This is a genomic window from Streptomyces sp. P17, from assembly GCF_032436805.1.
Classification (GTDB): domain Bacteria; phylum Actinomycetota; class Actinomycetes; order Streptomycetales; family Streptomycetaceae; genus Streptomyces.
The window spans coordinates 39,824-61,236 of the sequence record NZ_JAVRBF010000053.1; the positions used below are offsets into that span (position 1 = coordinate 39,824).

General features: G+C 71.9%; 23 protein-coding genes and 2 pseudogenes. 8 read left to right on the forward strand and 17 right to left on the reverse strand.

Going from position 1 to position 21,413, the window contains the following annotated elements; genetic code table 11:
• Position 1: 1 nt before the first annotated feature.
• The 3 genes from RMT89_RS29665 to RMT89_RS29675 are packed head-to-tail and all read right to left on the reverse strand — an operon-like array spanning position 2 to position 1,969.
• The gene (locus RMT89_RS29665; RefSeq protein ID WP_315886850.1) at positions 2-583 is read right to left on the reverse strand and encodes a hypothetical protein; all 582 of its coding nucleotides are present in this window, start codon (positions 581-583) and stop codon (positions 2-4) included.
• 32 nt (positions 584-615) lie between these two features.
• The gene (locus RMT89_RS29670) at positions 616-1,371 is read right to left on the reverse strand and encodes a ferredoxin reductase (protein ID WP_315886872.1); all 756 of its coding nucleotides are present in this window, start codon (positions 1,369-1,371) and stop codon (positions 616-618) included.
• Entirely contained in the window at positions 1,364-1,969 is a 606-nt protein-coding gene (locus tag RMT89_RS29675) for a sulfite oxidase-like oxidoreductase (RefSeq protein ID WP_315886873.1), read from the reverse strand. The genes RMT89_RS29670 and RMT89_RS29675 overlap by 8 nt, the downstream gene beginning before the upstream one ends.
• 143 nt (positions 1,970-2,112) lie before the next feature.
• Between RMT89_RS29675 and RMT89_RS29680 the strand changes: the two genes are divergently transcribed.
• Positions 2,113-2,823 (forward strand): GNAT family N-acetyltransferase, encoded by a 711-nt coding sequence (locus tag RMT89_RS29680; protein ID WP_315886851.1) that lies wholly within the window; start codon positions 2,113-2,115, stop codon positions 2,821-2,823.
• Here RMT89_RS29680 and RMT89_RS29685 read toward each other — a convergent pair.
• Positions 2,820-3,248, reverse strand: a complete 429-nt coding sequence (locus RMT89_RS29685) for a MarR family winged helix-turn-helix transcriptional regulator (RefSeq protein ID WP_315886852.1) — start codon at positions 3,246-3,248, stop codon at positions 2,820-2,822. The two genes, RMT89_RS29680 and RMT89_RS29685, sit on opposite strands and share 4 nt — an antisense overlap.
• A 201-nt stretch (positions 3,249-3,449) precedes the next feature.
• Here RMT89_RS29685 and RMT89_RS29690 point away from each other — a divergent pair, with 201 nt between their 5' ends.
• The gene (locus tag RMT89_RS29690; RefSeq protein WP_315886853.1) at positions 3,450-4,232 is read left to right on the forward strand and encodes a putative protein N(5)-glutamine methyltransferase; all 783 of its coding nucleotides are present in this window, start codon (positions 3,450-3,452) and stop codon (positions 4,230-4,232) included.
• A 2-nt stretch (positions 4,233-4,234) separates the two neighbouring features.
• Here RMT89_RS29690 and RMT89_RS29695 read toward each other — a convergent pair whose 3' ends face one another.
• Positions 4,235-4,870: a hypothetical protein gene (locus tag RMT89_RS29695; protein ID WP_315886854.1), complete on the reverse strand. Its 636-nt coding sequence runs from the start codon at positions 4,868-4,870 to the stop codon at positions 4,235-4,237.
• Between the two features lie 106 nt (positions 4,871-4,976).
• The gene (locus tag RMT89_RS29700) at positions 4,977-6,968 is read right to left on the reverse strand and encodes a SpoIIE family protein phosphatase (protein ID WP_315886874.1); all 1,992 of its coding nucleotides are present in this window, start codon (positions 6,966-6,968) and stop codon (positions 4,977-4,979) included.
• A gap of 630 nt (positions 6,969-7,598) precedes the next feature.
• On the opposite strand from RMT89_RS29700, the gene RMT89_RS29705 reads away from it, so the two are divergent.
• From RMT89_RS29705 to RMT89_RS29720, 4 genes are all read left to right on the forward strand, one after another.
• Positions 7,599-8,471 carry a hypothetical protein gene (locus RMT89_RS29705; RefSeq protein ID WP_315886855.1) on the forward strand — a complete coding sequence of 291 codons (873 nt, stop codon included), beginning with the start codon at positions 7,599-7,601 and terminating at the stop codon, positions 8,469-8,471.
• A 138-nt stretch (positions 8,472-8,609) separates the two neighbouring features.
• Entirely contained in the window at positions 8,610-8,981 is a 372-nt protein-coding gene (locus tag RMT89_RS29710) for a hypothetical protein (protein WP_315886856.1), read from the forward strand.
• An 89-nt stretch (positions 8,982-9,070) separates the two neighbouring features.
• Entirely contained in the window at positions 9,071-11,086 is a 2,016-nt protein-coding gene (locus RMT89_RS29715; protein ID WP_315886857.1) for an NADPH-dependent 2,4-dienoyl-CoA reductase, read from the forward strand.
• 22 nt (positions 11,087-11,108) lie between these two features.
• Entirely contained in the window at positions 11,109-11,666 is a 558-nt protein-coding gene (locus tag RMT89_RS29720; protein WP_315886858.1) for a PadR family transcriptional regulator, read from the forward strand.
• 1 nt (position 11,667) lies between these two features.
• Here RMT89_RS29720 and RMT89_RS29725 read toward each other — a convergent pair whose 3' ends face one another.
• The 3 genes from RMT89_RS29725 to RMT89_RS29735 form a co-directional block, all read right to left on the reverse strand.
• Positions 11,668-12,276, reverse strand: a complete 609-nt coding sequence (locus RMT89_RS29725) for a DJ-1/PfpI family protein (RefSeq protein WP_315886859.1) — start codon at positions 12,274-12,276, stop codon at positions 11,668-11,670.
• 97 nt (positions 12,277-12,373) lie between these two features.
• Positions 12,374-12,919, reverse strand: a complete 546-nt coding sequence (locus RMT89_RS29730; protein ID WP_315886860.1) for a hypothetical protein — start codon at positions 12,917-12,919, stop codon at positions 12,374-12,376.
• A gap of 170 nt (positions 12,920-13,089) precedes the next feature.
• A complete protein-coding gene (locus tag RMT89_RS29735) occupies positions 13,090-14,088 on the reverse strand; it encodes a fibronectin type III domain-containing protein (RefSeq protein ID WP_315886861.1) in 999 nt (332 codons plus the stop codon).
• Between the two features lie 401 nt (positions 14,089-14,489).
• Here RMT89_RS29735 and RMT89_RS29740 point away from each other — a divergent pair, with 401 nt between their 5' ends.
• Positions 14,490-15,185: a glycoside hydrolase family 75 protein gene (locus tag RMT89_RS29740; protein ID WP_315886862.1), complete on the forward strand. Its 696-nt coding sequence runs from the start codon at positions 14,490-14,492 to the stop codon at positions 15,183-15,185.
• Between the two features lie 9 nt (positions 15,186-15,194).
• On the opposite strand, the pseudogene RMT89_RS29745 reads toward RMT89_RS29740, so the two are convergent.
• Positions 15,195-15,509: pseudogene (locus RMT89_RS29745) on the reverse strand (SDR family oxidoreductase); the annotation flags it as partial.
• Between RMT89_RS29745 and RMT89_RS29750 the strand changes: the two are divergent.
• Positions 15,475-15,654, forward strand: a complete 180-nt coding sequence (locus RMT89_RS29750) for a hypothetical protein (protein ID WP_315886875.1) — start codon at positions 15,475-15,477, stop codon at positions 15,652-15,654. The pseudogene RMT89_RS29745 and the gene RMT89_RS29750 overlap by 35 nt on opposite strands.
• Here the strand turns inward: RMT89_RS29750 and RMT89_RS29755 are convergent, their stop codons facing one another.
• From RMT89_RS29755 to RMT89_RS29785, 7 genes and pseudogenes are all read right to left on the reverse strand, one after another.
• A complete protein-coding gene (locus tag RMT89_RS29755; protein WP_315886863.1) occupies positions 15,655-16,065 on the reverse strand; it encodes a PTS fructose transporter subunit IIA in 411 nt (136 codons plus the stop codon).
• Positions 16,058-16,657 carry a dihydroxyacetone kinase subunit DhaL gene (dhaL, locus tag RMT89_RS29760; protein WP_315886864.1) on the reverse strand — a complete coding sequence of 200 codons (600 nt, stop codon included), beginning with the start codon at positions 16,655-16,657 and terminating at the stop codon, positions 16,058-16,060. Before dhaL ends, RMT89_RS29755 begins: the two co-directional genes overlap by 8 nt.
• A 47-nt stretch (positions 16,658-16,704) precedes the next feature.
• The gene (dhaK, locus tag RMT89_RS29765; RefSeq protein ID WP_315886865.1) at positions 16,705-17,697 is read right to left on the reverse strand and encodes a dihydroxyacetone kinase subunit DhaK; all 993 of its coding nucleotides are present in this window, start codon (positions 17,695-17,697) and stop codon (positions 16,705-16,707) included.
• 422 nt (positions 17,698-18,119) lie between these two features.
• A pseudogene (locus tag RMT89_RS29770) lies at positions 18,120-18,257 on the reverse strand (cytochrome P450); the annotation flags it as partial.
• A gap of 150 nt (positions 18,258-18,407) precedes the next feature.
• On the reverse strand, positions 18,408-19,403 hold the full coding sequence (locus tag RMT89_RS29775; RefSeq protein ID WP_315886866.1) for a VOC family protein: 996 nt from the start codon (positions 19,401-19,403) through the stop codon (positions 18,408-18,410).
• A 93-nt stretch (positions 19,404-19,496) separates the two neighbouring features.
• Positions 19,497-21,080 (reverse strand): methylmalonyl-CoA mutase family protein, encoded by a 1,584-nt coding sequence (locus RMT89_RS29780; RefSeq protein ID WP_315886867.1) that lies wholly within the window; start codon positions 21,078-21,080, stop codon positions 19,497-19,499.
• A gap of 13 nt (positions 21,081-21,093) precedes the next feature.
• Positions 21,094-21,413, reverse strand: a 320-nt coding sequence (locus tag RMT89_RS29785) for a hypothetical protein (RefSeq protein ID WP_315886868.1), incomplete at its 5' end; no start/stop codon positions are given.

Sequence of the window (21,413 nt, forward strand, 5' to 3'; positions counted from 1 at the left end):
ATCAGGCCTGCCGTCGGCTCCACTGAGGCTCGGTGCGCGCCCACTCCCGCTCCCACTCGGCGAGCCGGTGAGCGGTGGCGATATGCCGGACCAGGGCGTGGCCGAGGAGGATCAGGCCCGCCGCGCCGGCCGTCGCGCAGGCGCCGATCGTCACGGTGTGCTGCCAGATCGTGGCCTCGCTGGGCGGCGGGGACACGATGCGGCCGGCGGAGTCGAGCCATACGTCGACCCGGTCACCGCGCTGGGTGCGGGCCGGGACCGGGGCCGTGCCGGTGCGTGGGCTGCCGTCCGGGTCAGTCCAGCGCACGGTCGCGCGCTGATTGCGCTCGACGCCCTGCACCGGGGGCGGTGCGGTCCGGCCCCAGCCGGTGACCTCCGCGCGCACCCGGTGGCGGTCGGCGCGCTGGGCCGCCGCAGTGGCCCGGGCGTCCTCATGGGCCCACCAGCCCGCCGCCGCACCGGCCAGCGGCGCGGCCAGCAACAGCAGGACGGCCACCACCAGTACCGTCCAGGCCTCCACGACGTCCGACCGGCGCCGTAGCGGATTGTTCCGCCGGCGCCAGCCGGGTATTCGGGTCCTCACGCCCGCCGGGTACCCGCTGACGCCGTCGGAAGTCAGCCGAAGCGCTCGATGCGGATCCGGTCCACCGGCTGCCCGGCCTCGACGAGCAGTCGCGAGGCGTGCTCGGCGAACCCGTTGGAGCCGCACACGTAGGCCTCCCACCCACCGGTCGGCTGCTCGGCCAGGAGCGGAGCCACATGTGCGGCCGACACACGTCCCACCGGAACGCCCTCCGGGGCGCTGCGCGTGAACACGGGCGTCGTCTCCGGGCCGTACTCCCGCGCGTAGATCAGTTCCCGGGGGCTGCGCGCCGAGACCAGCAACCGCAGCGGTACGTCGAGGCCGCGCGCCCGGTGGTGGCGGACCATCGACATCAGCGGTACGACCCCGGATCCGGCGCCGATCAGGAGGGCGGGCCGGTCTCCCGGCCAGGCGAAGAAGCCGCTCAGCGGCCCGCGTACCTCCACCCGGTCGCCTGGCCGGGCCACGGTGTGGAACCACCCGGAGACCTCGCCGCCCTCGACATGGTCCAGGGTCAGCTCGATGTGCCCCGAGTCGTCGGGGGCGGACGCGATCGAGTAGTGGCGCTGGGCCGCGTAGCCGTCCCCGGCGGTCAGCCGCAGCATCAGGTGCTGGCCCGGCAGATGCCCCGCCCAGGCGGGCACCGCGAGCCGGACGGTGGCCGCGTGCGGCGTCTCGCGCCGGATCTCGGTGAGGGTGGCGGCCTGCCACATCGTCGCGGTCCGGTTGTTCACCGCGATACGTCCGGGCACGGCGAAGCGGGTCGGGGGAGTGAACGTCTCAGTCACCGGCATACCGCTGCTCCTCCCAGGGGTTGCCGCGCTCGTGGTAGCCGTTCTGCTCCCAGAAACCCGGCTCGTCGTGGTCGAGGAGCCGGATGCCCGCGATCCACTTGGCGCTCTTCCAGAAGTACAGATGCGGCACCAGCAGCCGCGCCGGGCCACCGTGCTCGGGGGCGAGCGGCTGCCCGTCGTACTCCCAGGCGATCCAGGCCCGCCCGCCGGTGAGGTCCGCGAGCGGGAGGTTCGTGGTGTACCCGGTGTGGGAATAGGCCACGGCGTGAGTGGCGGAGTCATGGGGCCGGACCACATCAAGGAAGGCGTCCAGCGATACGCCCCCGAACCGCACCCCGAACTTCGACCAGCTCGTCACGCAGTGGATGTCACCCTCGTACCGCGACGGGGGCAGCGCGTGCGCCTCGTCCCAGGTCCAGGTGCGGGGCTCCTCGACGAGGCCGTCGACGCGGAACGTCCACTCCCCGGGCGTGAGGTCCGGAGTGACCTCGGCGGACAGGACGGGCCAGTCGTCGCCCGCGTCGTACTGGCCCGGTGGCAGGCCGGGGTTCTGGACGCGTGGGCGTCCGGTGAAGCCTCGGGTGACGTTCATTGCGGGTGGTGCCTCCAGACCGCCGTGCGCGACGGCCGTGATCAGTACGTTGCACATTCAACCGTACTGGCCGGCATGTGCGGGAATAGCCGTCGGTCGATCTTGCTTGGCTTCTGTGTCGGTGGAGAAGAGAGAGGGAGCAGATGTCCAAGGCGTACGACCGGGTCCTCGACAATCCGGCCCTGGCCGCGCTGACCGGCCCACACGCCCGCTTCGCCGAGCGCCGCGGACGGGTGCTGCGCTACCCCGTCGAGGTGTCGCCCTGGGTGGCCCTGCCCGACGAGCCGGAGGCCGCCGACTGGGCGGACGTCGCCGCTCTCGCCGGCCCCGGCAACGAAGCCCTGCTGATCGGCTTCCGGGGCCCGACGCCCCAGGGCTGGGAGACCGTCTTCCGCGCCGAGGGTGTGCAGCTCGTCGGCGAGGACGTGGCCGGCGCACCGGACCCGGAGGCGGTCCGCCTCGGCCCGGACGACATACCCGAGATGCTCGACCTGGTCGCCCGCACCCGACCGGGACCGTTCCTGGCCCGCACCCTCGAACTCGGCACCTACCTGGGCATACGCCGTGACGGTGCCCTCGTCGCCATGGCGGGGGAGCGGCTGCGCCCGCCGGGCTGGACGGAGATCAGCGCGGTCTGCACCGACCCCGCCGTGCGCGGCCAGGGCCTGGCCGGACGGCTGGTGCTCGCCGTCGCCCACGGCATCCAGCAGCGCGGCGAGCGGCCCTTCCTGCACACGGGCGCCACCAACACGGGCGCGATCCGGCTGTACGAGTCCCTCGGCTTCCGCGAGCGCCGCACCACCGTCTTCCTCGGCACCCGGATCCCGGACGACCTTCTGGAGCCGGCCGCCTAACCGGCGTTGTAGCGCACCAGATACCCGGCGAACCGCTCCAGATCCTCCTGCGACCAGTCGGCCAGCCGCTCCCGTACGACCTCCCGCCGCCGCTCGGTGACGTGGGCGAGCAGCCGCCGCCCGGCGTCCGTCAGGTGCAGCACCTGCACCCGGTGGTCATCCGGGTCGAGGCTCCGCCCGATCAGCTCGTCGCGCTCCAGGACGGCCACCTGGCGGCTCACGGTGGACTTGTCCAGGGCGTAGTGGGCCGCGAGATCGGTGGCCCGGCAGCCCCCGCTCTCCTCCAGATGCCCGAGCAGGGTGTACGACACCAGCGACAGCTCCGGGTGCATCCGCCCCGCCGAGGCACGGGCCCGGCGGGCGAAGGCCGTCATCTCGCGCTGGATGGTCTCCACGGCTGGGTCCGAAACGCCCCTCGCACTCATGGTTGCAGAGTACAACTCGGCAGACATCGGCAGTGATCACTGGGTAGGCTGACGGCCGTCCGCGGATCGTCCCGGACGTGCCGAACCGAGGAGGCGAGACCCATTACCGCTGTGCCAGGTCGGGTGCTCTCCTCGCGTGTCGGCGCGGTCGCCGGTCGTCGGTGACCGCGGGAGCGCCCTTCGGATCCCGAAAGGCCCCCTTTGTCTTCCCTCTCCTTCTCATCTGACGGCGTCGTCGCGGCGCTGCGTGCCGCGGGCTGTGTCTTCGCCGAGGACGAGGCGCGGTTGCTGCTGACCGCCGCCGCTTCCCCGGCCGAGCTCGCCGCCATGGTGGACCGGCGCGCGGCCGGTCACCCCCTTGAACTCGTGCTCGGCTGGGCCGAGTTCCACGGACTGCACATCATCGTCGAACCCGGCGTCTTCGTGCCCCGGCGCCGTACCGAGTTCCTGGTCGAGCAGGCCCTCGCCCAAGTCCCGGACGCCTCCGTGGTGGTGGACCTGTGCTGCGGCTCGGGAGCCGTCGGCGCGGCCCTGGCATCGGCGCTGGGCACGGTCGAACTGCACGCCGCCGACATCGACCCGGCCGCGGTGCGCTGCGCCCGCCGTAACGTCGCCGCGTACGGCGGCCAGGTCCACGCCGGTGACCTGTTCCGGGCGCTGCCCGCGGCCCTGCGCGGCCGTATCGACATCCTCGCCGCGAACGTCCCCTACGTGCCCACCGACGAGGTCCCCCTCCTGCCCGCCGAGGCCCGCGACCACGAACCGCTGACCGCCCTCGACGGCGGCACGGACGGCCTGGACCTGCTGCGCCGGGTCGCGCGCGAGGCGGCGCGATGGCTGGCGCCCGGCGGATGCCTGCTCGTCGAGACGAGCGAGCGCCAGACAGCGGCCGCCGCCGCGGCCTTCACCCGGGGCGGGCTGACGCCCCGTCTGGCCAAGTGCGAGGAGCGGTACGCCCACGTGGTGGTGGGCACGGTGCCGTAGCGTCAGGCGGCCGCGTCGTTCCAGGGCGGGGCGGGCTTCGGGCCGTCCTCGTCGTCGTGCCAGGGCAGCTTGTCGCGCCGGTCGCCGGGGTCGCGTTTCTCCCACGTGCCCGCGAGGACATGGTCGGCCGTGCGCTCGCCGTCGTCGGACCGGGTGCCGGCCGGATACACATCGTCCCCGTCCTTCCGGCCGCCGGAGTCGCCCTCCTTGTGGACCGTGGCGTCCGAGTCGACCGTCCAGGTCCACTCGGCGCCGTCCTCGCTGCGGACGGTGACCCGCTCGCCGTCCACCCCCTCGACGGTGCCGCGCTGCCAGACGCGCACGATCCAAGCGTCGCTGTCGCCCTCCTTGACGGTGGCCTCACCAGTGACGGCGCCACCGCCCATGCCGAACAACGGGCCACGGTGGTGCCGTTCACCGGGACGGCCCGGTGCGTCCGACGACGCCGACGCGGAGGGCGTCGTAGAGCCGTCTCCGTTGCCCGAGGCGGCGGCGTAGGCGACGGTGCCGCCGAGGGCGAGGACGGCGATCGTGGTCGCCGCGGTGAGGGTGCGCACGCGGGCGGACCGCCGTCGCCACAGGCCGCGCGGGCGGTCCGGTTCCGGCCCGTTGGTGAGGACCTCAGGTGTGTCCGGCACATGTGTTCATGGCTCGCTCCCTCGGCCACGGCGGCCCGGCCGTCCGGTGCCACGCCTCGCTGTGATTCTGGGCTGGGGGCGGTAAGAAGCCGGTAACGGAGTGAAGCTAATCAGGCGTCACGGCACGGGCGATGAGCAGAGCGACGTCGTCGGAGTTGTCCGGCTGGTGCAGCGTGCGCAGCAGGAGGTCGCAGACCTCCTCCAGAGGGCGGTCGGGTCCGTCGAGGAGGTGGAGGAGGGCGTCGAGGCGTTCGTCGAGGGGGTGTTGGCGGGTTTCGACGAGGCCGTCGGTGTAGAACACCAGCCGGTCTCCCGGCTCCAGCGCCACGGTGGTCGTCGAGAATTCCACTCCGCCCACGCCGAGCGGTGCCCCGGTGGGGAGTTCGAGGAGCTCGGGGGCGTGTCCGTCGCGGACGCGGACCGGCGGGAGGTGCCCGGCGTTGGCGATCCTGCACTGCCGCAGATGCGGGTCGTGGACGGCGTACACACAGGTGGCGATGGAGTGGTCCAGGCCCTCGGTGGTCCTGTCCAGGTGCTCCAGCAGCCGGGCCGGATCGAGGTCGAGGGAGGCCAGGGTGTTGCTCGCGGTGCGCAGCCGGCCCATGGTCGCGGCGGCGTTGACCCCGCTGCCCATGACGTCGCCGACGACCAGCGCGGTCTTGCCGCCGTCCAGGGGGATCACGTCGAACCAGTCGCCGCCGACCTCCGCTGTCGCGCCCGCGGGCTGGTAGCGGGAGGCGACCTCCAGGCCGCCCGTCATCGGCGGATGGCTGGGCAGCAGACTGCGCTGGAGGGTCAGGGCGGTGTCGCGGGCGTTCTGGTACCAGCGGGCGTTGTCGATCTGCACCGCCGCGCGGGCCGCCAACTCCCTTGCCAGCAGCAGGTCGTCGTCGCCGAAGGGCAGGGGGTTGTCGATCCGCTTCAGGTCGAGGGCGCCCAGCACCTCGCCGCGCGCGATGAGCGGCACGGCCAGATACGAGTGCACCCCCGCGCGGGCCAGCCGCTCGGCCGCCTCGGGGGAGCGGGCGATCCGGGGCAGGTCCGCGGGCTCGACCTCGGGCACCATCACCGCCTCGCCGGTGCGCACGCACTGGGTGACCAGCCGGTCGGGCGCGTACCGGGCGATCTGCCCGGGTGGATCGGCGGCGTCGAGGGCCTCCGACGGCCGCGCCGCCTGGACCGCGAGGGCGCGGATCACGGCGGACTCCGCCGGACCGAGGCTGCTGCGTCTGCCTTCCACCACCGCGTCCAGCAGATCGACGGCGGCGATGTCGGCGAGCTCCGGGACGGCGACGTCGGCGAGTTCATGCGCCGTACGGTCCAGTTCGAGGGTCGTGCCGATACGGGTGGAGGCGTCGGCGATGACGGCGAGGCGCCGGCGCGCGGCCTCGGCCTCGACCTGGGCCCGGTGCTGCTCGGTGACGTCCACGACCGAGCAGGCCACCCCCAGTACGGTCCCCAGGGCGTCCTCCAGCCGGTACATGGACACCGACCAGGCATGGTCCTCGTCCGGATCGGCCGGGGTGCGTCCCACGGTGGACTGGTCGACCAGCGGCACCCCGGACTCCAGCACTCGCCGCACCGCGGACTCCAGCGCGGAAGCGTCGACGTCCGGCAGGATCTCGGGGATGGTACGGCCCAGATGCTCCGAGGCGGGTACGCCGTTGATCCGCTCCAGCGCCGGGTTGACGGAGACGTACCGCAGACCGGTGTCCAGGACGCCCAGCCCGATCGGTGACTGCGACACCATTCGTGTGGAGAGCGCGACGTCCCGCTCCAGCCGGCGCACCGTCGACTGGTCGGCGGCCAGACCGAGCGCGTAGACATCGCCCCGGTCGTCCAGCAGTCGCTGGTTGCGGAACTCCACCAGCCGGGTGCTGCCGTCCTTGTGCCGGATGGGAAAGGCCCCGGCCCAGCTCTCCCCGGTCTCCATGACATCGGCGAACAGCTTGACCACCAGGTCGAAGTGCTGTTCGTGGATCATCAGCTTGACGGCGGACCGGCCCAGCGCCTCCCGCGCGGGGTAGCCGAAGAGCTCTTCGGCCTGGGGGCTCCACAGCACGATCCTGCCCTCGGTGTCCAGGACGACGGAGGCCACGCCCAGCACATCGAGCAGCCCGCTGGGGCGCACGGGCCCGCGCACCGGCTCGCCGCGCGGCGCGGAGCCCGGTGCTGGCTCCTGGCCCGGCGCGGATACGGACGGCGGCTCGTGGCCCGGCGCGGATACGGACGGCGGCTCGTGGTCCGGCGCGGATACGGACGGCGGCTCGTGGTCCGGCGCGGATACGGACGGCGGCTCGTGGTCCGGCGCGGATACCGGCGCCGGCTCCTGGCCCGGCGCGGACACCGGCGCCGGCGCGTCACCCGGCGGCGCCGCGGGCGTCGGCGCCTCACCGGGCGCGGAAGGGCGCACCGGCTCGTGACCCGGCACCGGCTCGTCGCCCCGGGCCACGGGAGATCCGGCTGCAGTCATCCCACGCACCGCCTTCGCCCTTTTCGCGCGGCACGCCGTCCCCCGTGCCGACTCCCCTTGTTCTACCGCGCTCAACCGTCTCCGCGACCTCTCGCGTCGCTCACCTCCACCATCCCTCAACACAAGGGCGGGCGTGCGGGGAAGCGCAACGAAGACGACCACTGTCGTTTCTCTGTTGGTCTGTACATGACCATCGCGTCACGCCAGACTGTCCGCCGAGCACCCGCACCCCACCCCCCACTGAGGAGTCGGCCCATGCCCCTGCGTGCCCGGCAACGTTGTCATGCCCTCCTGACCGGCCTCGTCGCCCTCGCCAGTGCCGCCGTCCTGTCCACCGCCCCGCCCGCCTTCGCCGCCGACACCTGGACCGAGGCCGGCTCCGACCGCGCCGACCCGCTGACCGAGAGCCAGGGCCTGACCTCGGTGGAGGTTCCGGCGAACAGCCCCAACCGCTACACCGGCATCGGCACCATCCCGGCGAGCGTGAGCAGCCGGGGCTGGAACCACGTCGGCGACCCGGACGCCTCCTACGACGGCTACTACATCGAGCCCTACCAGGCCGACTCCGGCACCGCGAAGATGTTCCGCGTGCAGGCGCCGGGCGGTGCCTGGTCGGAGTACGTGCACACGCTCAGCAGCGGCGAGGCGCTCAACAACTCCTGGGTCGCCGTCGCGCCCGGCGGCCAGTGGATGCTGGCGGGGGAGTGGGGCACCATGAACCGCCTGCTGGTCTTCCCGACCCCGGGCGTCAACCCGAGCACGTCCCCGTCGGCGAACCTCCCACAGACCTCCACCGTCCGTCTGGACCACGCCGTACGGGATGTACAGGGCTGCGACTTCTCGGGCCCGACCACGCTGCTCTGCTCGTCGGACGACCCGGACGGCACCCTCTTCGGCATGACCAAGCCGCTGCTCCAGATCGACCTGTCCGCCCAGCCGGGCAGCTCCGACGTCACGGGCCATGTCACCGCTCTGCGTCAGCTTCCGCTGCGCAGCGGCTGCTCGGGCTCCTTCGAAACGGAGGGCGTCGATTACGACCGCCGGACCGGCACTCTGCGGGTGATCGTCCTGTCGCCGGGCTTTTGCATCCTCACCGACAGCAAGACCTATCGCCTCACGCGCAGCTGAGTCGGTGTCGCTCCTCTCGGGGCTGTGGGGCCGCGGGGCTGTACATCCCGGAATGTAGTGGTTTTCTGGGAGTGCGACACGGTCTCGCGGGGGAACCCGGCGCCGTGACGCGGCGCCGCCCTGAGAGGAGCGACAACGATGGCCAGTGAGCGACTGCACCCGGAATCCGTCTCCGTGGAGATCAGCGGATGCAGCAAGGAGGATGCCCGGATCGTGTTCGACACCCTGTGTGCGTGTTTCGACTCGGACCGGTGCTCCGACGACGTACCCCAGGAGTGGCACGAGACCCGGCCGACGGTGTGGCTGGGCACGTTCGACGTCTCCGAGCCGCACCCCGGTGCTCACCCCAGCGGCCGGCTGTCCGCGTCCGTCGAGGCCGATGTGCAGGGTGGCTACTGGGCGATCGACCGCTTCCGCACGACCCTGCACGACCTGTTCACGGTGCACGACCTCAGCATGGCGTCCGGTGACCAGGAGCGTGAGCTGCACGTCCGTCTCGAAAGCCGGTGACCTGGGTCTCTCCTTTTGTGCAACTAGTTGCATAAACCGGGTGCGGTCCTCTACAACAGGGAGGACGACACCGCGCACGGAGGGGCCCGATGAGCCGTTACCCGCACCTGCTGAACCCGCTCGACCTGGGCTTCACCACGCTGCCCAACCGCGTCCTCATGGGGTCGATGCACATAGGACTGGAGGAGGCCGAGAACGGGTTCGAGCGCATGGCGGCGTTCTACGCCGAGCGCGCCCGCGGCGGGGTCGGTCTCATCGTCACCGGCGGTATCGCCCCCAACGACGAGGCCCGCCCCTACCCGGGCGGCGCCAAGCTCACCACCGAGGCGGAGGCCGAGCAGCACCGGGTCATCACCGAGGCCGTGCACCGCGAGGGCGGCCGGATCGCGATGCAGATCCTGCACTTCGGCCGGTACGCCTACCACCAGGACCTGGTCGCGCCGAGCCCGCTCCAGGCCCCGATCAGCCCCTTCCCGCCGCGCGAGCTCACCGACGCCGACATCGAGCGGACCATCGAGGACTACGCCCGCACCGCCCGGCTCGCGAAGCAGGCCGGCTACGACGGCGTCGAGATCATGGGCTCCGAGGGCTACCTCATCAACGAGTTCATCGCCGCCCAGACCAACCACCGCACCGACCGCTGGGGCGGCTCGTACGAGAACCGCATGCGCTTCCCGGTCGAGATCGTGCGCCGGGTGCGCGAGGCCGTCGGCGAGGACTTCATCATCGTCTACCGGCTGTCCATGCTGGACCTGGTCCCCGGCGGCTCCACGCTCGACGAGGTGATCACCCTCGCGAAGGCCGTGGAGACGGCCGGAGCCACCATCATCAACACCGGTATCGGCTGGCACGAGGCCCGGATCCCCACCATCGCCACCTCGGTGCCGCGCGGCGCCTACACCTGGGTCACCAAACGGCTCATGGGCGAGGTGTCCCTCCCGCTGGTGACCACCAACCGCATCAACACCCCCGAGCTCGCCGAGGAGTTGCTCGCCGAGGGGTACGCGGACATGGTCTCGATGGCCCGCCCGATGCTCGCCGACCCCGACTTCGTGAACAAGGCCGCCGAGGGCCGTCCCGAGGCCATCAACACCTGCATCGGCTGCAACCAGGCCTGCCTCGACCACACCTTCAGCGGCAAGATCACCTCCTGTCTGGTCAACCCGCGCGCCTGCCACGAGACGGAGCTGATCCTGTCCCCGACCCGGCTGCGCAAGCGCGTCGCGGTCGTCGGCGCCGGCCCGGCGGGCCTGTCCTGCGCGGTGTTGGCCGCCGAACGCGGCCACGACGTCACGCTGTTCGACGCCGCGAGCGAGATCGGCGGCCAGCTCAACGTCGCCCGCCAGGTCCCCGGCAAGCAGGAGTTCGACGAGACCCTGCGCTACTTCCGCCACCAGCTCGCCGCGCACGGCGTGGAGATCCGGCTGAACACCTGGGTGACGGTCCAGGACCTCTCGGGCTACGACGAGGTCGTCGTCGCCACCGGCGTCACCCCGCGCACCCCCGACATCCCCGGCGTCGACCACCCGAGCGTCGTCGGCTACCTCGAGGTGCTGCGCGACAAGGCGCCCGTCGGCGACCGCGTCGCGATCCTCGGCGCCGGCGGCATCGGCTTCGACGTCGCCGAGTTCCTCACCGACGGCGGCGACAAGGCCAGCGAGGACCCCGAGACGTACTTCCGCCAGTGGGGCGTCGACATGTCCTACGAGGGCCCCGGCGGTCTGGCGGCCCCCGAGCGGCCCGCCCCGCCGCGCACCGTCCATCTGCTCCAGCGCAAGCCCACCAAGGTCGGCGCGGGACTCGGCAAGACCACCGGCTGGATCCACCGCGCCGAGCTCAAGCACCGGGGCGTCACCATGGTCCCGGGCGTGCGCTACGACCGGATCGACGACGCCGGGCTGCACGTCACCATGGGCGAGGAGAGCACGGTCCTGGAGGTCGACACGATCGTCCTGTGCACCGGCCAGGAGCCGCGCCGCGGCCTGTACGAGGAGCTGGTGGCCGCAGGGCGCAGCGCGCACCTGATCGGCGGCGCCGACGTGGCCGCGGAACTCGACGCCAAGCGCGCCATCAAGCAGGGCACGGAGGTCGCGGCCGCCCTGTAGGGGGCGTCCCTAGGATGACGTCATGTCACTCCCGCACGCGATCCTCACCGCCCTGCTCGAAAAGCCGTCCTCGGGGCTGGAGCTGACTCGTCGCTTCGACAAGTCGATCGGCTACTTCTGGTCGGCGACGCATCAGCAGATCTATCGCGAGCTGGGAAAACTGGAGGCAGAAGGGCTGATCCGCGCGCTCGCGTCCGAGCAGCCGGCGCGCGGTCAGAAGAAGAGCTACGAGGTCCTGCCCGCGGGCCGGGCCGAACTGGCCCGCTGGAGCGCCGCCTCCCAGGAGCCCAAGCCGCACCGGGACACGCTGCTGCTGCGGCTGCGCGCGGCGGCCGTGGTCGGTACCGAGGGCATCGAGGCCGATCTGCGCCGCCATCTCGACCTGCACCGGCGGCAGCTGGCCGAGTACGAGGAGATCGAGCAGCGCGACTTCCCGCCCGGCAAGGACGGCCCCGAGGACCGGCTGCGCCATCTGGTGCTGCGGGCGGGCATCGATCTGGAGACCTTCTGGACGCGGTGGCTCGCACACGCGCTGGAGGAGTTCGCCGAGCTGCCGTCTTCCGGCGCTGAGGCCCAGTAGGTCAGCGCAGCGCGGACTCGCCCACGTGGACGGCGCGCAGGGCGCGCTCGACCGTCTCCTCGTTCTCACCGACCGGAGCCACGTAGTCGAGGACGTCACGCGCGGCGTCCTCGCCGAGCATCCGCGTGATGACCCAGGTCGCGAGGTACTGGGACGCCAGGCAGCCGCCGGCCGTGGCGATGTTGCCCTCGGCGTGGAACGGCGCGTCCAGCACGGTGACGTCGCACGCCTCGACGAAGGGCCGGCTCTTGATGTCCGTGCATGCCGGCATGCCGTTCAGCAGCCCCAGCCGGGCGAGCACCAGCGCGCCGGAGCACTGCGCACCGATCAACTGCCGCGCGGGGTCGAGCGGCAGCCGGGAGATCAGCCGGTCGTCGGCGACCACGTCCCGCGTCTTCACCCCGCTGCCGATCAGCACGACCGCGGCCTCGGTCACGAACTCCATCGGGCGCTGCCCGGTCACCTCGACGCCGTTCATCGACGTGACCACTGGCGTCGGCGTCGTGATGAAGGCTTCCAGTCCGTCCTTGCGGCACCGGTTGATCAGCGCGGAGGCGATGAAGCTGTCGAGTTCGTTGAACCCGTCGAACGTGACCACGGCTACCTGCATCACGACTCCCTTGTGTGCGGCCTGAGATCAGCCAGTCTCCCTGGCACGCCTTTCGGGGTCGAGAGCCGATCAGCGGCGGGTGGCATGCCCGCCCGCGTCAGAGCCGGTACGGCTTCGCACGGCGGCGCAGGAACCAGACCGTGGCCCCGGCGCCCATCACGAGCAGGCTTCCGCCCGCCGCGAGCGTCAGCGTGCCGTAGTCCTTGGCGGCGCCGCCCAGACCGCCCATGACACCGCGTGAGGGCGAGGCCGTCGCGGAGATGGTGGGCGTGGAGGCCGCGGAGACGACCACGGCCTGGGTGCCCGCGGTCTGGCTGTTGAACGCGCACTGCACGATGACGGTGTAGGTGCCCGGGCTGACGCCCGACCAGGCGGCGGACTGCTGGCTGGTCGTGCCCGACAGCGCCACCTGGCGGCCCTGGGCGAAGTTCGTCTGGCTGCTGGTGAGCAGTGAGGCGGTGCCCCAGCTGCCGGCGGAGTCGGTCTGGTTGCAGGCACTGGTGGTGACCGAGACGGTGTTGCCGCTGGTGCTCACCGAGATCCCGGACTGCGCGGAGGCCGTCGGGGCGGTCAGGACGAGCGGAAGCGCGGCGGCGGCCGCCACGGTCAGCCCGGAGCGGAGAAGTGGCGATGAGTTGCGCATGTGGACTGCCCTCCGGCGGCACGGTTGGCGGTACATCCCTTGCGCCGCCGAGGGTCGGGGAACGCCCGTGCTGCCTCAGGGGCAGCCAACGTCCCCTTGGCCCGCCGCGCATGCGGACGGCCCCCGGGCAGGTGACGGATTCCATCGTCCGGCCCATGCGAGGGGCTGTGTCACCGTTCCGTTTCGCCGGTCGTCACCGTCCGCTCCGCCGAGAATCCGCCCCAGGTCCCGTCGGGCAGCCGCGCCCGGAGCCGCACCCGATGGCTCACCCCCGCCTCGCTGCCCGCGTAGAAGCTGTAGGTGGCCTTCTCGCGCGGCGCGTCCCCGGCGAACACCACGGACGTGGCGGCCTTCCCGTCGAGGTGCACCTGATACTCCGTGACGACCCCGTCCGTGCGCGGCGGGACCCAGCTCAGGTCGATGTAGTAGGCCCCGTCCGCGTCACCGCGGTGGGTGGTGGCGCGGAAGCCGGACGGTGCGGTGCCGCGGCCTTCGTCGGTGCCCGGGGTGGTCAGGCGTACCGGCGTGCTGGCCGGTGAGGCGTTGTCGGCGGCGTCGCGGGCGCGGACCGTGAAGGTGTAGCGGGTGCCCGGGCGCAGTCCCGTCACCACGGTCGCGGTCTGGTTCCCGCTCACACTGTGGATCTTCGTACCGCCCTGATGGATGTCGTACGACGCCACACCCCGGTCGTCCTTCGCCGCGGACCAGGACAGCTGGACGGCCCGGCTGCCCACCACACGTCCTTCCACCGCGCCCGGCGCGGTCGGCGCGGCGCGGTCCGTGGCGCCCGCGGCGGCAGTCGTCGCGCGGACCTGCTCGCTCGGCGGCCCGACGCGGCCGTCGGTGTCGCGGGCCCGCACGGTGAAGGAGTACGTCGTCGACGGGCGGAGCCTGGGGACATCCACCATGTGCTCGTCACCCGGCACCTCCTTGACCTTCGTGGTGCCGCGATACACCTCGTAACCGTCGATGCCTTGGCTCGCCGCCACCGCGTTCCACATCACATGCACGCTGGTCGCGCTGCCCGCCTCGGCCGTGACGCCCCTCGGCGCGCCGGGCAGCGGGCCCTCGTCGGCCTGGCCCTGCCAGCCGCAGGAGGCGACCAGGGCGAGCGCGCCGCAGAACACGGCGAGTCGGTGCGGGCGGGCGGGAACGGGAACGCGTCGCACGACTGAGCCTCCCCGGGGACGGTGCCGGGAGCGGGACCCCACGGCAATGGTCCGGACCAATATGACGCGGCTGACGCGATCACATCAAGAGGGCGTCGTTGGTGAGTGTGCGCGCGGGTTACGTATGCTGACCCCCTCACGGCTGAACTCCCCATGAGGGCTCGGGAGTTCATGCCGGTGGCGCGGACCGCTGTCGTCGCTGATCCCGCGCCGGCCGTGTGCGGCCGGGAGGCCGAGCCGACACAGGCTCAGACTCCCGGCCGCTGCCGGAACTTCGAGGCCGCAGTGGCGAAGGCCTCGCTGATGCACCCCCGTCTGGCCCCCGAACGGTGGCTGCATGATCGACCAGGCGCCACATTGGGCTGAGTGTCCGTCAGTGCCCCCTCGGAGAGGCTCTTATCGTGCGTGTCCAGTCGCTGATGCTGGTTGCGGCAAGCGCGGCCCTGCTTGCCCCGACCACGCTGCCCGCCGCCGTACCGCAGGCCGAGAAGCGGCCGGCGGTGCGGCCCCAGGGTGAGGTCCGTGCCGCCGATCTGCTGGCCAAGGCGCGCACATGCGCCCAGATCTCCCGCGGGCGCTACCGCACCGACGACGGCGGGTCCGCGACCGTCCCGGTCTGCGGCACCCGGGACGCCGTCTTCTGGAAGGCCGATATGGACATCGACTGCGACGGACGCCCCGGCCGCCGCTGCAACGGCCGTACCGACCCCTACTTCGGCGACGCCACCGCCTTCACGCAGTCCGACGGCCGCTACCTGGACGCCGAACGCCTCCCGTACGTCGTCGTGCCCGCCCCGAGCCCCGTCTGGGACTACCGGGACCACGGCATCCGCGGCGGTTCGGTGGTCGCCCTCGTGTACCGGGACCGGGTGCGCTACGCGGTCGTCGGCGACGTGGGTCCGCGGGACATCATCGGCGAGGCCTCCTACGCCGCCGCCCAGGCCCTCGGCATCCACCCCGACCCGCGCGGCGGCGGCACCGACTCCGGCGTCACCTACATCGTCTTCAAGGACACACGGGTGGAGCCGATCGAGGACCGCGAGGGCGCTGTCACGGTGGGGGAGCGGCTGGCGCGCAAGTTCGTGCGCGCCCGGTGACACCGGCCGTCAGACCGCCGACCAGCCGTCGTCCACGGGCAGCACCACGCCGTTGATGTTGCTCGCCGCGTCCGACGCGAGGAACACGATGGCCGCGGCCTGCTCCTCGGGCTGGGCGAGCCGGCCGACGTTCACGAAGTGCGGGCCGAGCGCCGTGGGACCGTGGGCGCCCTGCTCGGCGTCGACGACGATGCCGGTCCGGGTGCCGCCGGGCGCGGTGGCGTTGGCGCGGATGTCCTGCCCCCGGTACATCACCGCGAGATTCTTCGTCAGACCGACCATGCCGTGCTTGGAGGCCGTGTACGCGGCGCCCGCCGCGCTGCCCGACGACCTGCGGCCCACGATCCAGGCCGCGATGTTCCACACGGCCCTGCGCGCGGCCGTCGAGCACTACGCCGCGAGGGCGGAGGCCGAGCTGGTGGCGACCATGCGCTCGGCCCTCGCCGTCGCGGCGCAGGGGCTTGCCTGATCAGATCTTGCGGTAGGTGTACGCCTCCTCCGCCGCCGCCTGCACCGCCGCGAGGTCGGCGCCGGTGGACGCCGTGACGACCGCGGCCACCGCGCCCTCGACGAACGGCGCGTCCACCAGGCGCGTGTCGCTGGGGAGTTCGTCGCCTTCGGCGAGGAGCGCCTTGACCGTCAGGACCGCGCTGCCGAGGTCGGTGAGGACGGCCACCCCGGCGCCCCGGTCCACGGCCGCGGCCGCCGCGGCGATCAGTTCGGAACTGGTGCCGAGGCCGCCGCCCTCGGTGCCGCCCGCCGGGGCCACCGGCACCGAAGTCCCGCCGCCCGCAAGGCGCTTCGCCAGCTCGGCGACCGACGCCGCCACCTCCGCGCTGTGCGACACCAGGACGATCCCGACCAGCTTGTCGTCACTCACCGTTCGCCTCCGCCAGAGCCGCGATCAGCAGGGCCGACGAGGTGGCCCCCGGGTCCTGGTGCCCGATGCTGCGCTCGCCGAGATAGCTCGCCCGCCCCTTGCGCGCCTGGAGCGGCGTCGTCGCGAGCGCCCCCTCCTCGGCGGCGGCCCGCGCCCCGGCGAAACCGTCACCGAGCGCGTCCACCGCGGGCACCAAGGCGTCGATCATGGTCTTGTCGCCCGGCGCGGCACCCCCGAGCGTCATCACCGCGTCGACCCCGGTACGGAACGCCTCCGCGAACTGCGCCTCGTCGACCTCGGCGGCCTCCCCGAGCGCCTTGCCGGTACGCCGCAGCAACGTCCCGTACAGCGGACCCGAGGCACCGCCCACCGTCGAGATCAGCTGCCGTCCGGCGAGGGTGAGAATCGCGCCGGGGGTGTCCGGGGACTCCTTGTCCAGGGCCACGGTCACGGCGCGGAAGCCGCGCAGCAGATTGCTGCCGTGGTCGGCGTCGCCGATCGGCGAGTCGAGGGCGGTGAGCCGTTCCGCCTCATGTTCGACGGACGCGGCGGTCGCGGTCATCCAACGGCGGAAGAAGTCGGCGTCGAGCACGGAATCTCCTTGCGTGGTAGGTACGTTGACACCCGGGCGCCGCCCGCTCACAGGCCCCAGCGCAGCCCGGCCGTCTTCACCGGCGCGTCCCACAGCCTCAGCAGCTCCTCGTCGATCTGGCACAGGGTGACCGAGCCGCCGGCCATGTCGAGGGACGTGACGTAATTGCCGACGAGAGTGCGGGCGACGACGACCCCGCGCTCGGCGAGCACCCGCTGGACCTCGGCGTTGAAGCCGTACAGCTCCAGCAGCGGGGTCGCGCCCATGCCGTTGACCAGGACCAGCACGGGATTGCGCGGGGGCATGTCCTCCAGGATCGCGTTCACCGCGAAGTCGGCGATCTCACCCGAGGTCATCATCGGCCGTCGCTCACGGCCGGGTTCGCCGTGGATGCCGATGCCGAGCTCCAACTCGCCGGAGGGCAGATCGAACGTCGGGCTGCCCTTGGCGGGCGTGGTGCAGGCACTCAGCGCCACGCCGAAGCTGCGGGCGTTCTCGTTGACCTGACGGGCGATCGCCTGCACCCGCTCCAGCGGCATGCCCTCCTCGGCCGCCGCGCCCGCGATCTTCTCCACGAACAGCGTCGCGCCGGTACCGCGCCGCCCGGCGGTGTACAGACTGTCGGTGACGGCCACGTCGTCGTCGACGAGGACCTTCGCCACCTGGATGCCCTCGTCCTCGGCGAGTTCGGCCGCCATGTCGAAGTTGAGGACGTCGCCGGTGTAGTTCTTCACGATGAACAGCACGCCCGCCCCGCTGTCCACGGCAGCCGCGGCGCGCACCATCTGGTCCGGCACCGGAGAGGTGAACACCTCGCCCGGGCAGGCCGCCGACAGCATCCCGCGCCCCACGAACCCCCCGTGCAGCGGCTCGTGCCCCGAACCGCCGCCGGAGACGAGGGCGACCTTTCCGGCCACGGGCGCGTCCCGCCGTACGATCACCCGGTTCTCGATGTCCACGGCCAGTTCGGGATGGGCGAGCGCGACACCGCGCAGCGCGTCCGCGACGACGGTCTCCGGGACGTTGATGAGCATCCTCATGGGTACCTCCGAGTGAGACTGGTACATGGGCTCGCGACTGTGTTTTTGAAGGTCGGAGAGGGTTCTGGCGGTACTGACGCTGGAGTTGTTGATGGGTTGTCAGGCAGCGGTGGCGTGTCGGACGCGTGGCGGCTGGAGCACTGCTGTCGGCAGTATCGACCTTGCGGCGGTGAAGGTCACGTGTGCGCAGTAGGCCGAGCGCGGCTCTGGTCGGCTCTGCCAGGTGAGAGCATCCGGGCCGACTATCCAGCCCGCTCGGGATCGCCGCTGGGAGAGATGGCGCCGATCCGGCAAGGCCGCCGGGCAGCCGACTCCGTCCTCACCTGCGGCGACACGCGCCCGGACGGTCTCCGAGGCCTTCGACGGCCGCACGCGGTGGGATGAGACACGCCTCCGCCCGGCTCCGCACCCGGCGTTGTCCAGGCGAGGGTGACCTCGGCCCGGAGCATCTTGATGCCGTTGACGAAGTTGGAGCGGATGCGCGGGACATCGCCGACGAGGCGGATGCCGACGAGGCGCGGGATCAGCTCCTCGACCATGATGCGGATCTCAGCGGTTGCCTTGTCCTCGGCCGTCCGGCGCTCGGTCGCTGGTGCCGAAGTTGGCACGGTGCGACCGCTTCCGGGTCGCTGTCGGCAGAGACGGCCTTGCGGCGGGGAAGGTCACGGGCTGGGCGTCCCGGGCGTGCTCCGGTCGGACCGGGCTGGTCGTCATGTGCGAGCTGTGTCCCCGATTCCGGCCTGACGGAAGGCGATGGCGGCGCCGAGGGCGGCCTCGGCCGGTACGAAGAGGTCGCCGGACGGGGTCGTGCGCACGGGCAGTCCGTTGCGCCGCAGCAGGGCCTCGGTGCGGTCGAGATCGCGCACGGCGACAGTGCAGGCGACGAACGCCGGCAGGGCGGCGGGCCGTTCGCCCGGCAGGAGTTCGTCGAGACGGGAGGCCGGTACGAGGGCCAGGGCGGCGTCGTCGAGTTCGAAGACCCGAGCCGGTCCGTCCTGGCGTGCCGTCCGCCCCAGACGGGCCTCGTAGCGCCGCTCCGTCGCCACCAGCTCGGTGTCGGCGACACAGAGCACGCAGTCGACGAGGTCGACGGCGCCGTTGGGGTGGTCCAGGAGTCCTGCCCGCTGAATGTCCGGATCCAGCTCGGCGACGACACCGACCCGGCCCTCGGTGACCGCACCCGGCCCGGCGTCGGGGGCGTCGTCGATCTCGAGATAGCGCACCGTGGTCACGCCGTCCGAGGTGTCCGAGGGGCGCCGGACCGTGTTCACCCCGCCATGGCGCACCCCGGCGTCCGACAGGCGCGCGGCGGCGGAGCGAATGTCGGGGGAGGAGAACATGAGGATGTGCAGGCCCTGGAAAGCCTCCAGCCGCTCGGCCACATTCGCGCTCGTCTCGCGGATCCGTTCCACCAGTTCGGGCAGCACCTCCGCCGGTGCCTGCAGCGGCACGATCCGCGTGTCGTCCGGCAGCCGGTCGGTCGCCCCGTCCTGTATCCAGGCCACCAGCTCCAGGAAGGAGTGGGGGAAGTCGGCGTGGGTGTTGCCGGTGCCGAACGGCTCGGGCTCGCCGCCCTCGTGCCGCGGGATCGCCGGGCAACTGGGCGGCGGCACGCGGAAGCCCAACCGCTCGTACAGAGTGATCGCCTGCGCCATGTCCTCCACGATGTGACCGACATGGTGGAGGCGGACGATGTCGTGTCCCATGCCTGCAACCGTAGAAAGGGCTCCGGGCAGGGGGCAAGTCACATGGAAAGGTGTGAGAATCCGGCAATCGGGTAGTCGCGACGGCTTCGGCCGTCACCGGACGGCCGGGCTGTACACCCCCCAGGCCTCGCGCAGCACGTCACAGACCTCGCCGACCGTGGAGCCCACGCGCAGCGCCTCCTTCATGGGATAGAGGACGTTGTCCTCGCCCTCGGCCGCCTTGCGCAGATCGGTCAGCGCCGCGTCCACGGTCTCGCCGACCCGCCAGGCCCGCAGCTTGGCGATGCGTTCCGCCTGCTGCACCTCGATGGCGGGGTCGACTCGGAGGGGCTCGTACGGCTCCTCCGCGTCGAGTTGGAAGCGATTGACCCCGACCACGACACGCTGCCCGGAGTCCGTCTCCTGGGCGATGCGGTAGGCGTTGTGCTCGATCTCGTCCTTCTGGAGGCCGCGTTCGATGGCGGCCACCGCCCCGCCCGTCTTCTCGACCTTGGCCATCAGTTCCACGATCGCTTTCTCCATGTCGCCGGTCATCCTCTCGATGACGTAGGAGCCGGCGAAGGGATCGACGGTCGCGGTCACGTCCGTCTCGTAGGCCAGCACCTGCTGCGTGCGCAGGGCCAGGCGGGCGGACTTCTGCGTGGGCAGCGCGATGGCCTCGTCGAAGCTGTTGGTGTGCAGCGACTGCGTGCCGCCCAGCACGGCGGCCAGCCCTTGCACCGCCACCCGGACCAGGTTCACCTCGGGCTGCTGGGCGGTCAGTTGCACACCGGCCGTCTGCGTGTGGAAGCGCAGCATCATCGACTTCGGGTTCTTCGCGCCGAACTCGTCGCGCATCACCCGTGCCCAGATGCGGCGCGCGGCACGGAACTTGGCGACCTCCTCCAGGATCGTCGTACGGGCGACGAAGAAGAACGACAGCCGGGGTGCGAAGTCGTCCACGTCCATGCCCGCGGCGAGAGCGGTACGCACGTACTCGACCGCGTTGGCCAGAGTGAAGGCAATCTCCTGCGCGGGCGAGGCTCCCGCCTCAGCCATGTGGTAACCCGAGATCGAGATGGTGTTCCACCTGGGCAGCTGCGCCTTGCAGTACTTGAAGATGTCCGCGATCAGCCGCAGCGACGGCTTGGGCGGGAAGATGTACGTCCCGCGCGCGACGTACTCCTTGAGCACGTCGTTCTGGATCGTGCCGGAAAGCTGGTCCGCCTGGACCCCCTGCTCCTCCGCCACGAGCTGGTAGAGGAGCAGGAGCACGGCGGACGGGGCGTTGATCGTCATCGACGTGGAGACCTTGTCCAGCGGAATGCCGCCGAACAGGATCCGCATGTCGTCGATGGAGTCGATCGCCACCCCGACCTTGCCGACCTCGCCGTGCGCGATCGGCGCGTCGGAGTCGTACCCCATCTGCGTGGGCAGATCGAAGGCCACCGACAACCCCGTCGTACCGCTCGCGATCAGCTGCTTGTACCGGGCGTTCGACTCCACCGCCGTACCGAAACCCGCGTACTGCCGCATCGTCCACGGCCGCCCGGTGTACATCGACGGATACACGCCCCGCGTGTACGGAAACGCGCCGGGCTCGCCGAGCTTGTCGGCGGGATCCCAACTCCGCAGCGCGTCCGGCCCGTACACCGGCTCGATGGGCAGACCCGACTCCGACTGGTGCGCAGATGCCATGGCGTCGTCCTCCTCACAGTTCGCTGTCGATGAACTCGAAGAGCTCCTCAGCCGACGCGGACTCCAACTGACCGGCGACGTCCGACCCTTCGGCCGCCGCGTCCGCCTCGTCCAACTCCACCAGCAGGGCGTGCAGCTGCGCCGGGATACGGGTGGCCGCGACGTCGGCGGCCGGGACGGAGGTCAGCATGCTCTTGACGCCATCGAGCGCCGACAGGATCCGCTCCACCGTCCGCGCCGTCGCGCTCTGCGCCATGTCGGCTGTGTTGGGGGTGAGTTGGGTGAGGAGGTGGTCGGTGAGGGCGTGGGGGGTGGGGTGGTCGAAGATGGTGG